Raw genomic sequence first — 14818 nt, forward strand, 5'->3', positions numbered from 1 at the left:
GCCGTTGATCGAGTAGTTGTAGCGGAACGAGATCGACCCGGCGGGCGTCACGGCCACATAGAGGCCGTCACGGTCGTTTACTTTGTACAGCTTGTCCTGCGGCTTGAGGTTACTCAGCTTGGTATCGGTCAGCATGGTCTGCGTCCTTTTCAGGTTCGCAATACCATGCTCGGAAAGACCGCTCGTTTCGCCTCTCTAGCCCTTGTAAATCAACGGTTTGTGCGATTTAGACACCATGAGCCGCCGGAAAGCCGTGGCATGGTATCGAGCGCCGATCATGGCATCAATTCAACTAATACCATTTGCCATGCCATAAAAAAAACGGTGCTTGGGGGTGCGTCATGTTGCCAGCCGATGCCGAACGCAGACGCAAAAAAGCCCGCAGTGACGCGGGCTTACGGTGGTTTTGGTGCTTTTCAGAGCCAGCAGTTGCCAAACGCCCAATCACTCCCACTCGATCGTGGCTGGCGGTTTGCTGCTGACGTCGTAGGTCACGCGGTTGATGCCGCGCACTTCGTTGATGATGCGGCTGGAGACGCGCTTGAGCAAGGCGTAGGGCAGCTCAGCCCAGTCGGCGGTCATGAAGTCGCTGGTTTGCACCGCGCGCAGCGCCACCACGTAGTCGTAGCTGCGGCCATCGCCCATCACACCCACGCTTTTCACTGGCAAAAATACGACAAAAGCCTGGCTGGTCAGCTCGTACCAGCTCTTGCCGCTGACGGGGTCTATGGTGCTGCGCAGCTCTTCGATGAAGATGGCGTCGGCGCGGCGCAGCAAATCGGCGAATTCTTGCTTTACCTCGCCCAGAATGCGCACGCCCAGGCCCGGGCCGGGGAAGGGGTGGCGGTACACCATGGCCGGGGGCAGACCGAGGGCGACGCCGAGTTCGCGCACCTCGTCTTTGAAGAGGTCGCGCAGCGGCTCCAGCAATTTGAGCCCCAATTGCTCGGGCAGACCACCCACGTTGTGGTGGCTTTTGATGGTGACGGCCTTCTTGCTCTTGGCGCCGCCGGATTCGATCACGTCCGGGTAGATGGTGCCCTGCGCCAGCCACTGGGCACCTTGGCTGGAAGCACCACTGGCGATCAGCTTGGCGGCCTCGGCCTTGAACACCTGAACAAATTCGCGCCCGATGATCTTGCGCTTGGCCTCTGGATCGCTCACTCCGGCAAGCTGGCCAAGAAACTGCTCGGCCGCGTCAACCCGGATCACCTTGGCGTGCAGCTTGCCCACAAACATGTCCATCACCAGGTCGCCTTCGTTCAGGCGCAGCAGGCCGTGGTCGACAAAGACGCAGGTGAGTTGATCGCCAATGGCGCGGTGAATCAGCGCTGCCGCCACCGACGAATCAACCCCGCCCGAGAGGCCCAGAATGACATCCTCAGCCCCGACTTGCTGGCGGATTTTCTGCACCGCCTCGGCAATGTGATCGCGCATCACCCAGTCGGGCGTGGCCTGGCAGATGTCGAGCACAAAGCGCTCCAGTAGCGCACGGCCCTGCACCGTGTGCGTCACTTCGGGGTGGAATTGCACGCCGTAGAAGCCGCGCACCTCGTCGGCCATGCCGGCAATCGGGCAGGTGTCGGTGCTGGCCATGAGCTTGAAGCCCGGCGGCAGCTCGGTGACCTTGTCGCCGTGGCTCATCCAGACCTTGAGCATGCCGTGGCCTTCGGGGGTGTGAAAGTCGGCCAGGTCTTTGAGCAAGGCGGTGTGTCCACGTGCACGCACTTCGGCGTAACCAAACTCACGCTGGCGACCGCTTTGCACCTGGCCGCCAAGTTGCTGCGCCATGGTCTGCATGCCGTAGCAAATGCCCAGCACCGGCAGGCCCAACTCGAACACCGCTGCCGGGGCTTGGTCGGTGTTGTCTTGATAGACGCTGGCGGGGCTGCCCGAGAGAATCACGCCCCGCAACTGGCCGTCGGCGGCGTAGCTGCGCAGCCACGCGTCGCTGACGTCGCAGGGGTGGACCTCGCAGTAAACGTGCGCTTCGCGTACGCGCCGGGCAATCAGCTGCGTGAGCTGCGAGCCGAAGTCGAGAATGAGAATTTTCTGGTGCTGCATGGGCGAGGGTCTGACAAGGCGACAAAATGCCACCGGCCGTCGCCGTGGACGGCCGGTCGGCCAGGCGGCTTCAATCGGCCCGGTAGTTCGGGGCTTCTTTGGTGATCTGCACGTCGTGCACGTGGCTCTCGCGCATGCCGGCGGCGGTGATCTGGACAAATTCGGCCTGAGCGTGCATTTGCTCGATGCTCGTGCAGCCGCAGTAACCCATGGCAGCGCGCAAGCCGCCGGCCATCTGGAAAATGATCGACACCACCGAACCCTTGTAAGGCACGCGGCCCTCGATGCCTTCGGGCACCAGCTTGTCGGCGTTCGGGTTGCCGGTGCTGCTTTCCTGAAAATAGCGGTCGGCACTGCCTTGTTGCATGGCGCCGATGGAGCCCATGCCGCGATAGCCCTTGTAGCTGCGCCCCTGGTACAGCACGATCTCGCCCGGCGATTCTTCGGTGCCGGCAAACATGCCGCCCATCATCACGGCGTCGGCACCGGCGGCAATGGCCTTGGCGATGTCGCCGCTGTAGCGGATGCCGCCGTCGGCAATCATGGGCACGCCGCTGCCGCGCAGCGCGCTGGCCACGCTGTCGATCGCCATGATCTGCGGCACGCCCACGCCGGCGACGATGCGGGTGGTGCAGATCGACCCCGGACCGATGCCGACCTTGACGCCGTCAGCCCCGACCTCGAGCAGCGCCAGCGCCGCCGCGCCGGTGGCGATGTTGCCACCGATCACGTCCACGCCGGGGTAGTTCTGCTTGACCCAGCGCACGCGCTCGAGCACCCCTTTGCTGTGGCCGTGCGCGGTATCGACCACGATCGCGTCCACCCCGGCCTTGACCAGCGCTTCGACCCGTTCCTCGGTGCCCTGGCCCACGCCCACCGCCGCGCCCACGCGCAAGCGCCCGGCCGCATCGCGCGCGGCGTTTGGAAAATTGAGCTGCTTGGTGATGTCTTTGACGGTGATCAGGCCCTTGAGCTCAAAGGCGTCGTTGACCAACAGCAGGCGTTCGAGCTTGTGCTTGTTCAGCAAGGTCTTGGCCTGTGCCGGCGTGGTGCCGTCGGGCATGGTGATCAGGCGCTCGCGCGGCGTCATGATCTCGCTGACCGGCAGCTCGTAGCGGGTCTCAAAGCGCAGGTCGCGGCCGCTGACGATGCCAACCACCTTGCCGGCGTCAACCACCGGAAAGCCCGAGACGCCGAGCTCATCAGACAACTGCATCACCTCGCGCACCGTGGTCTGCGGCGCAATCACCACCGGGTCGCGCAACACGCCCGACTCGTAGCGCTTGACTTTGGCCACCTGCGCAGCTTGTTCCTGCGCGCTGAGGTTTTTATGGATGATGCCTATGCCACCCTCTTGCGCAATGGCAATGGCCAGCCGGGCCTCGGTCACGGTGTCCATGGCGGCCGAAACCAAGGGCAGATTGAGCTTGATGTGACGGGAAAACTGGGTGGCGAGCGAAGCGTCCTTGGGCAGGACCTGGGAATAAGCAGGCACCAGCAACACGTCGTCGAAGGTGAGAGCTTTGCCGAGTAGGCGCATGGAAAAAGGCTCCAAAAGCGCCATTGTATCTGGCCGACCTGTGACCAATCCGGCCGCAGCAGAGCCAGAGCTTGGCTGCTCCCGTTGCCGCCAAGCCCCCAGTCTTTATGCACGGCAAGGCCCAATGAGGGCTTCACGTAGGCGCTCACCACCTTCAGGCTGTTGGGGTTCAGGGCTTCGATGAAGTCTTTGCCGCCGGCGTCGGGGGTGCCGCTCTGGGTGCCGGGGATCACTTTGGCCTGCAAGTGGGTCAAGCCGCCTGCAACTGCCCCAGCGGCAGTTTGGACACCGACCGGTTGAACACCGGCTTAACGCCCGCCACGTGATCCACCCGGTCCGCCACAAAGTAGCCAAACCGCTCGAACTGGAATTTCTGATCCGGCTGTGCGGCGGCCAGTGAGGGCTCCACGTAGGCGCTCACCACCTTCAGGCTGTTGGGGTTCAGGGCTTCGATGAAGTCTTTGCCGCCGGCGTCGGGGTTGGGGTCTCTGAACAGGCGGTCGTACAGGCGCACTTCGGCGCTCACGCCGCTGGTGGCGCTCACCCAGGTGATGGCGGCTTTGGCTTTCACGCTGTCGGCGCCGGGGGTGCCGCTCTTGGTGCCGGGGATCACCTTGGCCTGCACTTCGGTCACGCTGCCGCTCGCGTCTTTGGCGCAGCCGGTGCATTCGATGACGTAGCCGCCTTTGAGTCGCACCACATTGCCAGGAAACAAGCGCTTGTAGCCCTTGGGCGGCGCTTCTTCAAAGTCTTCGCGTTCGATCCAGACGTGCTTGCCGATCTTGAACACCCGGTCGGGCGGCGGCGTCTGGCCTTCGGCTATGGCCGAGTGGGGCAGGGCGGGTTGGGTGCAGGCTTCAGTGGCGTCGTCAGACCCGAACACCTCGGCCCAGTTGGTGAGCACCAGCTTGACCGGGTCGAGCACGGCCATGCCGCGGTGGGCCTTGTTTTCCAGGTCTTCGCGCAGGCAGCCTTCGAGCGTGCTGTAGTCGATCCAAGAATCGCTCTTGGTCACACCGATGCGTTCGGCAAAGAGCTGGATGCTCTCGGGCGTGTAGCCGCGGCGGCGCAGGCCGACTATTGTGGGCATGCGCGGGTCGTCCCAGCCGCTGACCTTGTGGTCGTACACGAGCTGGGCGAGCTTGCGCTTGCTGGTGATGACATAGGTGAGGTTGAGGCGGGCAAATTCGTACTGGCGCGGCGCGGGCGCAGCCAGCAGGCCGCCTTCAATCAAGCGCTCCAGCAGCCAGTCGTAAAACGGGCGCTGGTCTTCAAATTCCAGCGTGCAGATGCTGTGGGTGATCTGCTCCAGCGCGTCCTCGATGGGGTGCGCAAAGGTGTACATGGGGTAGATGCACCAGGCGTCGCCGGTGTTGTGGTGCGTGGCGCGGCGGATGCGGTAGATGGCCGGGTCGCGCATATTGATGTTGGGCGAGGCCATGTCTATTCTCGCGCGCAGCACCATGCTGCCGTCTTCGTGCTGGCCGTCGCGCATTTCACGCAAGCGCGCCAGGTTTTCGGCCGGCGTGCGATTCCGGTACGGGCTGTCCACGCCGGCAAGCCGGAAGTCGCCGCGGGCGGCGCGCATCTGCTCGGCGGTTTGCTCGTCCACATAGGCGTGGCCGGCGGTGATGAGGTATTCGGCCGCGCGGTACATGAAATCAAAGTAGTCGCTGGCCTGGAACAAATGGCTCTGGCCGTTGGCTTCCCAGTTGAAGCCCAGCCACTGCACTGCGTCGAGGATGGAGTTGACGTATTCGGTGTCTTCTTTCTCGGGGTTGGTGTCGTCAAAGCGCATGTGGCACACGCCGCCGTAGTCGCGCGCCAGGCCAAAGTTCAGGCAGATGCTCTTGGCGTGGCCCACGTGCAGGTAGCCGTTGGGCTCGGGCGGGAAGCGGGTGCGGATTTTTGCCGGGTCCAGCGGGCCGGCGGCGTGGTGGGCGGCGTCGCCCGGGCTGCCGGCCCAGCGGCGCTGTGCGTAGGTGCCTTGCTCCAGGTCTTTTTCGATGATCTGGCGCAGGAAGTTGGAGACCTTGTGCTCCTCGCCTTCGGTGGCGGCGGGGGCGTTGTTTCTAGGCTCGCTGGAGGGGGTGTTGGAACTCATTCGCCCATTCTATTGATCCGGTCTGGTGCAGTCTTAATTTCCGTTCGGGTTGAGCTTGTCCTTCGACCCTTCGACCCTTCGACCCTTCGACAGGCTCAGGACAGGCCAAGCTCAGGACAGGCCAAGTTCAGGGCGAACGGTTTTTAGGCTCAAACCCCCTGAACAGTGGCCAGATTGGCCCGCGCTGTGGATCGGAAGTGTGCGCTGATGCGAACGTCTTGCGCAGCGGTCTGCCAAAAGCGCGCCGCCAGTTCGCGCGCGCGCGGCCACACGGCCAGGGTATGCACGCCGGGCTGCGGGGGCTGAGCGGCAAAGTCGCGCGGCACCAGCTCGCCGGCCACCGGGGCATACAGCATGGGCAGCATGTCGTAGGCGGGTGCGAGCCGCCAGCGGTGTTCGTGCAGCAACAGGGAGATGTTGCCGTGGTGGCGGTCGGTGTTGGCAATCAGCGCGCCAAAGGCATCGAGCAGGCAGAGGGTGCTCACGTCGGCGGTGCTCAGGCGCTCGGGGCCAGCCTGGTCTGAACGACGCGCGGTGTCGACCCAGTTGGTGCCCTGGCCGATGTACTGGCGGTCGTACACCTCTAGCGAGACCATGCCCACGCGGCCCTGCGGCGTGCGGTCGAAGCGGCGGCTCTCCAGGAACACGCGGCCTGCGGCCTCGATCAGCTCCGTGTGGGCGGCGCTGACGCCCGCCTCGGCCAGGGTGTGCAGGGCCAGCGCTTCGCAAATGAGCAGGTCGCGCCAGCGCTGGGCGAGCGCGCTGTCACCAGCCGGGGAGAACTTCACCAGCACCGGATGGCCTTCGCGCACGGCGCTGAACTTGGGCTGCTCGCCGCCCGCGCTGGAGCCTGCCAGCGTCTGCCCCAGCGCCTGCGTGGCCAGCTCCGGGTATTGCGCTGCGGGTGTGTCCACCGTGGGCGCGCGGGTGCGCTGCGGCGCGGGCAGACCGAGGAAACGGTCGAACGCGGCGGCGCCCACGATCAGGTTGCCGGGCAGGTCTTCTCCTGCGTTGACCAGGGCTTTCAAGATGTGGTCGTCGCTCCAGTGCTGCAGGTGGGTGGGCAGTTGCAGGGCTGGGTGCGCGGCGGCGAAGCCCCGGCCCAGAAAGCCCTGGGGCCGCATGTCGTAGAGGAACCAGGGCAGGCTGTCGTGCGCGGCGCTGCTGCCGTGCGCCTTGTCGGCCTCGTCCATCCAGAAGCCGCCGCCGGCCAGCGGGTGCAGCGTGCCGAAGGGGCGCAGCTCGCCCAGCGGCGTCACCTCGTGCACGCTCACCTGGCGGCCCACGCCGGCCACTTCGCGCGGCAGCAGGTAGCGCCGCGCCCGCGCCGCACCCACCGCCACCACCAGGCCGCTGGCCAGCAGCGGCGCCAGCAGGCGCGACACCGTGGGCTGGCTCACGCCCAGGCGCTCTTGCAGCTGGGTGCCGCTGGCCTGGCCGCCCAGGCGGTGCAAGGCCTGCAACAACTCGGTTTCGGTGGTGCCGGGGGTGTTCATGAATACATTGTTGAATAGATATTAAAATTGTACTGTGGCGATAAATTCGTTGTTTATCAATGATATTTTGAAGTTTGTTTCGTTTCAATGTGTTGTATGTGAATGGATTTTACATGGTGAAATTGCCCCGCCCGGTGAGCGGCGCCTGCAGCGTCCGGGCCTGCGGGCGTGAACCATGCGCAGCGGGCCGCGCATGCCGACCAGGGGCGTCGCTTAGGCCCCTGCAAGCAGCCCGCCCACGCGGGTGGCGGCACTGTGCGGATTTTGCGGTGGACGCGTGCAAGGCGAGATCGAAAGACTTTGTGGTGCACCGCACCAAGCCTGAAGACCTGCACAGGCCGCCCGTGGCTGGGGCTGGCAGCCGGGGCGCTGCAGGTGGTGCCCGCAGGCTTGCCGTTGCAGCTCAACCCACTGCAGAAGGCGGCACCCTGGCTTGGGGCTTCAGGCCTTCTTGTCGGCGCCGGCGACCAGGGCCTTGAGCGCGGCCTCGATGGCGCCAGCGGTTTCCTGGGGGCGCTCCATTGGAAACAGGTGGCTGCCTTCGAGCATGCGCAGGCGCTCGGGCTGGTCTTTGCCCACCAGCCGGTGCGTCATGCTCATGCCGATCTGCTTCATCTCCAGCGAGTCGGTGCCACCGATGAAGGCCACCGGACACGGCAAGGGGTGGCGGCGCAGCAGGCGGCTCAGGTTGTGCGGCAGGGTGTTGTAGATGGCGGTTTCCACCTCGCGGTCAAAGGTGAGCACCCGCCTTGCGCCCTGGGCGCAGGCTTCGTCGTGCGTGCCGTGGGCGATGTAGTCGCGCAGCACCTGCGGGTCCCAGCGGGCAAAAGCCTTTTTGTGGGCAAAGTGCTCGAAGGCGGCCTGGGCATCGGGCCAGATGTTGCGGCGCTTGCGACTGATCTTGCCGGGCGAGATCGAACCCACGAGCTGGGTGCGCTTGATCAGCTCCAGCGTGCGCGCGCGCCAGCCGCCGAGCACCGGCGAGTCGATCAGCAGCACGCCCCGGACCGCGTGGCCGCCCAGCTGCGGGTGGCGCGCAGCGCACATGAGGCTCAGAAAGCCACCCAACGAATGGCCCACCAGCCAGGCGCCCTGAGCCTGGCGCTCGATCTCGGGCGCGGCGAAGTCGGCCAACTGCTGCACCAGGTGCGGCCAGTTGCAGGTGACCGGGTAGGCCGGGTCGTGACCGAACTGCTCCAGCGCCCGCACAGAGAAGCCGCGCGCGCGCAGCGACTCGAACAGCACGCCGTAGGTGCTGGCGGGGAAGCTGTTGGCGTGGGAAAAAATGATCAGGGACATGATCGCTGGCTGCGTGGCTCCAAGGGGGTACGTGATGCTTTGTCGCTGCTGGCGCTGTTATCGCTGTTGAGAAAGCGAATTGGAGCGTATTCATACGTGCCAGACGACAAAAACGGCCCGCGAAGGGCCGTTTTTGTTGCGGGATAAAAAGGCTTACTTCCCGCTTTCAAGCTTGAAGATATCCGCCGTGCCTTCGCCTGTGGACAGCAGGCCGGTCTTGGCGTAGATGCCCAGCTTGGCGCGCGTGTCCACGATGTCGAGGTTGCGCATGGTCAGTTGGCCGATGCGGTCTTGCGGGCTGAACGGCGCGTCTTCCACCTTTTCCATGCTCAGACGCTCGGGCGCATACGTCAGGTTGGGCGATTCGGTGTTGAGGATCGAATAATCGTTGCCGCGGCGCAGTTCCAGCGTCACCTCGCCCGTGATGGCGCGCGCCACCCAGCGCTGCGCGCTCTCGCGCAGCATGAGGGCCTGCGGGTCGAACCAGCGGCCCTGGTAGAGCAGGCGGCCGAGCTTGAGGCCGTTGATGCGGTACTGCTCGATGCTGTCTTCGTTGTGGATACCGGTGAGCAGGCGCTCGTAGGCGATGTGCAGCAGCGCCATGCCCGGGGCTTCGTAGATGCCGCGGCTCTTGGCTTCGATGATGCGGTTCTCGATCTGGTCGCTCATGCCCAGGCCGTGGCGCCCGCCAATTTCATTGGCCTTCTGGAACAGGTCGACCGGCGAGTCCAAGCGCTGGCCGTTGATGGCGACCGGCTGGCCTTCTTCGAAGCGGATGCTGACTTCTTCGGCCTTGACTTGCACTTCCGGTTTCCAGAACGCCACGCCCATGATGGGGTTGACGATGCGCATGCCGCTGCTCAGGTGCTCCAGGTCTTTCGCTTCGTGCGTGGCGCCGAGCAGGTTGCTGTCGGTGCTGTAGGCCTTTTCGGCGCTCATCTTGTAGCCAAAGCCGTTGGCCGTCATGAAAGCGCTCATTTCGGCGCGGCCGCCCAGTTCGTCGATGAACGACTGGTCCAGCCAGGGCTTGTAGATCTTCAGGCTGGGGTTGGTCAGCAGGCCGTAGCGGTAGAAGCGCTCGATGTCGTTGCCCTTGAAGGTGCTGCCGTCGCCCCAGATGTGGACCTCGTCTTCCTTCATCGCCGCCACCAGCAGGGTGCCGGTGACGGCGCGGCCCAGCGGGGTGGTGTTGAAGTAGCTGATGCCGCCGGTGCTGATGTGGAAGGCGCCGCACTGGATGGCGGCAATGCCCTCGTGCGCCAGTTGCAGGCGGCAGTCGATCAGGCGCGCCTGCTCGGCGCCGTAGGCCATGGCCTTGCGCGGAATGTCGTCGTAGTCCGGCTCGTCGGGCTGGCCCAGGTTGGCGGTGTAGGCGTAGGGCAGGGCGCCTTTTTGTTTCATCCACAGCAGGGCGGCGGAGGTGTCTAAGCCGCCGGAGAAGGCGATGCCGACTTTCTGCAGTCGGGGTAGGTGTTGCAGGATGGTGGCCATGTTGTGGGGGATCGCTGATTAAGCGAAATGGCAGATGTAGTGGTAGGCCTGGCTGACGCGGATTTCAAAGCGGCCCTTGGCCGCTACGCTGAAACTGTCTCCCGGGCCGGCCGTGAGCCACTGCGGGCTGTCACCGATGCGGTATTCGCAGCCACCGGCCACGCATTCCATGGTTTCGGGCGCACCGATGTTGAAGGTGAGCGTGCCGGGCAGCACCACGCCGACCGATTTTTTGCTGCCGTCGGGCAGCGTGAGGCTGTGGCTGACGCACTTGCCGTCAAAAAACACATTGGCCTGGGTGTTGACGCGAACGCCGTCGAAGTGGGTGGGGGTCATGCGGATGGGAAGGAAGTTGCGGCGACTGATTTTAAAGCCGCCGCCCCGGGCTGGCTGCCTGCAAGCCCACGCTGGGCTTGGCCCCCGCGCCTGCCACGGGCTTCACACGATGCGGCTTCGCGCTCTTGGCAGCAGCGAGCGGGGCAGCCAACCCTCGAACAAGGGTTGCAAGCGTTCCAGCCGTTGCTGCGCCACGCACTGTCCATGCAGGTGGCACAACTGGGTAAAGAGCTCGGCGCGGGCAAACCACAGCGCCTGCGCGCTGCCCAGGGTGTTCAGTCGTTGGTGCAGCCCGGGGTTGACGTGCCGCCCGTCTTCCCCCAAGGCGTGCAGCATGGTCCGGCGAATCTCGCCCACAGTGGCGCGTGGGTCTGCGGGTTCCGGCGAGCCCAGCAGCGCTGCCAGGCTGTTTCGAATAGGGCTGCTGAAGGTAAACATAGGGATGCGCTTTGGCTTGTTCCGCCCCAAGCTGAGGCCCTGCCGGAGTCATGGATCCGGGCAGCGAGCCAGCGGCGCTTGTCTTGGCCGCCGCTGGATCTGGCCAATCGGGTCAGTCTTCTAGACTGATGTCTGTCGCCAGCAAGACGCTGCCACCGGTCGCGTTGGTGCCCAGAATACCCTCGACTTCGAGCCGGCGGCCGTTCAAGGCGGTGGTGGCCGGGAGGCCGTCATGAAAGCGCGTGTCTGCGTCCCATTGCACCGAAATGGCGCCGCCGCTGCTGCCACCAAGAGGTGTCAGCGTGAAGCTGCCGCCTGTGCCTGTGGTCGCGGGCACCACGGCCGATGCCGTGCCGTAGCTGTCAAAGTGCAGGGAGACGCCGTCGTCTTCTTCCACCAGGCTGGCGTTGAAAATACCCGCTCTGAGTTCGCCTTCGAGTTCGACGCGTGCTCCGTTGCCCAGGAAGTCGGTTCCGTCCGGGAAGATGGCAGGTGTGTTCGGCGCCGTCACGGCGATGCCGTTGACACTGAAGCGGGTGGCCGAGACGAACTGGCTCACCACGCCTTTGAGTTCGGCCAGCGGGTCTCCCTGCTCTAGCCACTGAGGAACGAAGCGTTCCACCTTCACCGCCAGCAGCACGCCGTCGACCACCCGGCCTTCGACCTCGACCTGCGCGCCCTGCGCGACGACGGCACGGCCGTCCGGGAACGCCGCAGAATGGGCGTCCACGCGCAGGCCGCCGACATCGAAATCGGTGGCCGAGCGAAAGGCCGTGACCGCCTGCGTGACTTCCAGCCAGTTGCGCGCCGGTGCCAGCGCTGCGGCTGCGACCTCTGGCGCGGTGCGGATGTGGGTCACGGCCCAGGGCTGCGGTTCGGCTGTGGTGGCGGCAGCCAGGCGCACCCGCACCCGCAAGCCGTTGGCGAGCGTGACATTCGGCATGTTGGTGGCCGGACCGTAGGCCAAATGGATGCTGCCGATATTGAACTCTCTGGCCGTGCCGCTCAGGGCGCTGACGAGGCCTTCGATCTTGAATACTTGCGCTTGCGGCTCATCGTCGATGTAGGTGGCCTGCAAAACGCCGCTCTGGTTGACGATGCCGTAGACCTCGACCACCAGACCGGTGCTCAGCGAGCCCAGGCCCGCTGGCAAGTCGGCATCGAAGAAGGTGCTGGCGCTGACCTGCACGGTCTGGCCGAGCACCACGAACGTATTGCCGTTGATGGAGGTGATCGGCCCGAGCAGGCTGCTGTCGGCCACCGGGTTGCTCAGTGTGGCCCGCCCGTCGCTGACAGCACTCGCGCTTGACGCGGCCACCACCATGCCCAGCCGCAGGTCGGCAGCCGGCACCGGGGCGCCAAAGCCGTCGGTGATGCTGGGGACGCTGTAGCGCACGCCGTTGATGACGATGGAGCCAAAGCCGGTGATGACGCCGGAGAACGCCCCGGTGCCGCCGATGCCGATGGCGGCGGTGCCGCCGCCCCCGCCGCCACCGCCGCCGCCCCCACCGCAGGCGCTCAGAGTGGCTAGGGCGGCCAGGGCGAGCAGGGTTTTTCTGCGCGTCATGCCCGGGTTGAGTTGTTCAAAGTTCGACATGGTTTAACTCCTGATGTTGAGGTGAAGCTTGCTGAAACGAAACGAAAAACTGAGGTCAATAGCTGTGGTCCTTGCCCGCCGCTGCTGTGTGGCCAGCGGGCTCGTGCATGGCGGTGTTCCAGGTGTACAGGCCGATGCGCATGCGTTGCCTGGCCTCGTGCGGGGCGGCGCGATCGGCCTTCATCAGGCCCTCTATTTCCGGCACCAGCAACTGGAGCAGTTGCTTCCAGGCCTGCGCAATTTTGGGTTTGAGCGCCGCTATCGATTGCTCGGACAGTTCGTCGGCGTCGATCGCCTGTTCGAAATGCGGCGCACCCTGGCCCAGCACGTTGGCGCTGGCCGCGCGCAGGTGGTCGCCGACGTTGTGGCCCAGAAAACCCACCATGCGCGTCCAGTCGCCGTGCGGCACGAAAGCCTGTTGTTGCAGTTGCACCGTGTCGCTGGCGGCGTCGTGCCGCGCCAGGTGCAGGCGGCACAGCTCGTCCAGCAGGGTGCGCGGGTGCACGTCGCGCGTGACCGACTGCGCCAGCGCCTCGAAACTGGGCTGGCTGCCCTGGCGCGGCAGCACCAGCGGCTGCTGCTGCTCATTGCACCAGGTGGGGTCGGTGGTCCAGCGGCTGAACACCTGGCTGGCGGGCGCCGGGCGCGGGCTGAGTTCGCTGGTGTTGTGCGCCAGCAGCCGCGCCACTTCGCGCCGCGCCAGACCGGTGGCGGCGCTCAGGTGGCTGGTGTTGGGCTTGCGGCCTGCCGCGCACTGCTCGGCGTGCGCCACCCTCACGAAGGCCAGCCGCATCTGCTCTTCCAGCGACTGAATGGTCAGGCCGCGCGCCACGCACAACTGCGCCAGCGGCGTCAGGACGGACTGCAGCGCTTGTTGCAAGGCTTGTTGTTCGGTCTGGAGCGGGTGGTCGGGCGCGTGCATGGTGCGAAGACGGTTTTGGATCGAGTGGCCTTTATTTTAAATGTGCAAAACGCACATTTAATCGGATTTTTTGTAACTTCATGTTTTCAGGCCCGGAGACGTCAGCCGGACGCCGGACGCTGGCGCAGCGCCCGGCGGGATAATCGGCCGCACATGAACACATTGAGCGAATGGCTGGCGCACTGCGAACGCCTGCACCCGAAAAGCATTGACATGGGCCTGGAGCGCGTGCGGCGCGTGGCCCAGCGCATGGGCCTGACCATGCCCTGCCCGGTGGTCACGGTGGCGGGCACCAATGGCAAGGGCTCCACCTGCGCCATGCTGGAGGCCGTCTACGGCGCAGCGGGCTACCGCACCGGTTTGTACACCTCGCCGCACCTGGTGCGTTTTGAGGAGCGCTGCCGCATCCAGGGTGAGGCGGTTGCGGCCAACGCTTTGCTGCCCGCCTTTGCCGAGGTGGAAGCGGCGCGCCTGGGGCAGGGCGGCAGCGACGAGGTGGGTTTGACATATTTCGAGTTCACCACGCTCGCCATCTTGCGCACCCTGTCGCACAGCGGTCTGGACGTGGCCATTCTTGAGGTCGGCCTGGGCGGGCGGCTCGATGCGGTGAACATCGTCGATGCCGACTGCGCCGTCATCACCTGCATCGCGCTGGACCACATGGAGTGGCTGGGCGACAACCGCGAGGCCATTGCTTACGAGAAGGCCGGCATCATGCGCACCGGCCGCCCGGTGGTGGTGAGCGATCCGGTGCCACCGCAAAGCCTGCTCGACCGCGCGCTAGAAGTGGGCGCCAACCTGTGGCGCCTGGGCAAGGACTTCCACTTCGCCGGCGACCAGCAGCAGTGGGGCTGGGCCATGCACCCCGCGCACGGCGGGCGGCGCTACGCCGGCCTGGCCTACCCGGCGCTGCGCGGCGCCAACCAGTTGGTCAACGCCTCGGGCGTGCTGGCGGCCGTCGAGGCGCTGCGCCCGCGCCTGCCGGTCACGGCGCAGGCGGTGCGCAACGGGCTGGCCCTGGTGGAGCTGCCCGGGCGCTTCCAGATTGTTCCGGGCACACCCACCTTGGTGCTGGACGTGGCGCACAACCCGCATTCGGTGGCGGCGCTGGCGGAAAACCTGGACGCCATGGGTTTTTACCCCAGCACGCACGCGGTGTTCGGCGCCATGGCCGACAAAGACCTGGGCGCCATGTTTGCGCGCATTGCGCCGCTGATCGACCATTGGTATTTGTGCGATCTGCCACTGGCGCGCGCCAGCCGGGCCGACGACCTGGCGCTCTTGCTCGACGCGACAAGCGCTGGCGCCACGGCGCGCCATGGCCGGGTGGCGGGCTGTTACGCCAGCCCGCAGCAGGCGCTGCAGGCTGCGGTGTCGGCTGCGCAGGCGGCTGATAGAATCGTAGCCTTTGGTTCTTTTCATACCGTGGGCGGGGTTTTGCACAGCGGCACGCCCCGCTTGGCCGCCAAACACCTGGTTTCCTGAGTCGACGCGCCGGTTTGCCGCAACCGGCCGGGCTGGTGCATGGACT

The 14818-nt window shown here is 65.5% G+C and carries 12 protein-coding genes; 1 reads left to right on the forward strand and 11 read right to left on the reverse strand.

Annotated elements, in window-relative coordinates:
• From EST26_RS09450 to EST26_RS09500, 11 genes are all read right to left on the reverse strand, one after another.
• Positions 1-135 (reverse strand): Arm DNA-binding domain-containing protein (locus EST26_RS09450; protein ID WP_291067415.1); only part of this gene is annotated, 135 nt, incomplete at its 3' end.
• A 309-nt stretch (positions 136-444) separates the two neighbouring features.
• Positions 445-2064 (reverse strand): glutamine-hydrolyzing GMP synthase, encoded by a 1620-nt coding sequence (gene guaA / locus EST26_RS09455; RefSeq protein ID WP_291067347.1) that lies wholly within the window; start codon positions 2062-2064, stop codon positions 445-447.
• A 70-nt stretch (positions 2065-2134) separates the two neighbouring features.
• Positions 2135-3604 carry an IMP dehydrogenase gene (gene guaB / locus EST26_RS09460; RefSeq protein WP_291067349.1) on the reverse strand — a complete coding sequence of 490 codons (1470 nt, stop codon included), beginning with the start codon at positions 3602-3604 and terminating at the stop codon, positions 2135-2137.
• A gap of 250 nt (positions 3605-3854) precedes the next feature.
• Positions 3855-5708, reverse strand: coding sequence for a glutamine--tRNA ligase/YqeY domain fusion protein (locus EST26_RS09465; RefSeq protein ID WP_291067351.1), 1854 nt, complete (start codon positions 5706-5708; stop codon positions 3855-3857).
• 149 nt (positions 5709-5857) lie between these two features.
• On the reverse strand, positions 5858-7204 hold the full coding sequence (gene yjjJ / locus EST26_RS09470; protein WP_291067353.1) for a type II toxin-antitoxin system HipA family toxin YjjJ: 1347 nt from the start codon (positions 7202-7204) through the stop codon (positions 5858-5860).
• Between the two features lie 441 nt (positions 7205-7645).
• On the reverse strand, positions 7646-8503 hold the full coding sequence (locus EST26_RS09475; RefSeq protein WP_291067355.1) for an alpha/beta hydrolase: 858 nt from the start codon (positions 8501-8503) through the stop codon (positions 7646-7648).
• A 153-nt stretch (positions 8504-8656) separates the two neighbouring features.
• Positions 8657-9994, reverse strand: a complete 1338-nt coding sequence (gene argG / locus EST26_RS09480) for an argininosuccinate synthase (RefSeq protein ID WP_291067356.1) — start codon at positions 9992-9994, stop codon at positions 8657-8659.
• Positions 9995-10012: 18 nt separating this feature from the next.
• Complete coding sequence (locus EST26_RS09485) at positions 10013-10330, reverse strand: pyrimidine/purine nucleoside phosphorylase (protein WP_291067358.1); 318 nt, start codon at positions 10328-10330, stop codon at positions 10013-10015.
• 102 nt (positions 10331-10432) lie between these two features.
• On the reverse strand, positions 10433-10768 hold the full coding sequence (locus EST26_RS09490) for a hypothetical protein (RefSeq protein ID WP_291067359.1): 336 nt from the start codon (positions 10766-10768) through the stop codon (positions 10433-10435).
• 112 nt (positions 10769-10880) lie between these two features.
• Positions 10881-12365, reverse strand: a complete 1485-nt coding sequence (locus tag EST26_RS09495; RefSeq protein WP_291067361.1) for a DUF5666 domain-containing protein — start codon at positions 12363-12365, stop codon at positions 10881-10883.
• A 55-nt stretch (positions 12366-12420) separates the two neighbouring features.
• Complete coding sequence (locus EST26_RS09500) at positions 12421-13287, reverse strand: DUF6502 family protein (RefSeq protein ID WP_291067363.1); 867 nt, start codon at positions 13285-13287, stop codon at positions 12421-12423.
• A 153-nt stretch (positions 13288-13440) separates the two neighbouring features.
• Here EST26_RS09500 and folC point away from each other — a divergent pair, with 153 nt between their 5' ends.
• The gene (gene folC / locus EST26_RS09505; RefSeq protein WP_291067365.1) at positions 13441-14772 is read left to right on the forward strand and encodes a bifunctional tetrahydrofolate synthase/dihydrofolate synthase; all 1332 of its coding nucleotides are present in this window, start codon (positions 13441-13443) and stop codon (positions 14770-14772) included.
• Positions 14773-14818: the final 46 nt, after the last annotated feature.

The sequence above is a fragment of the Hydrogenophaga sp. genome (assembly GCF_014773545.1).
Classification (GTDB): Bacteria; Pseudomonadota; Gammaproteobacteria; order Burkholderiales; family Burkholderiaceae_C; genus Hydrogenophaga.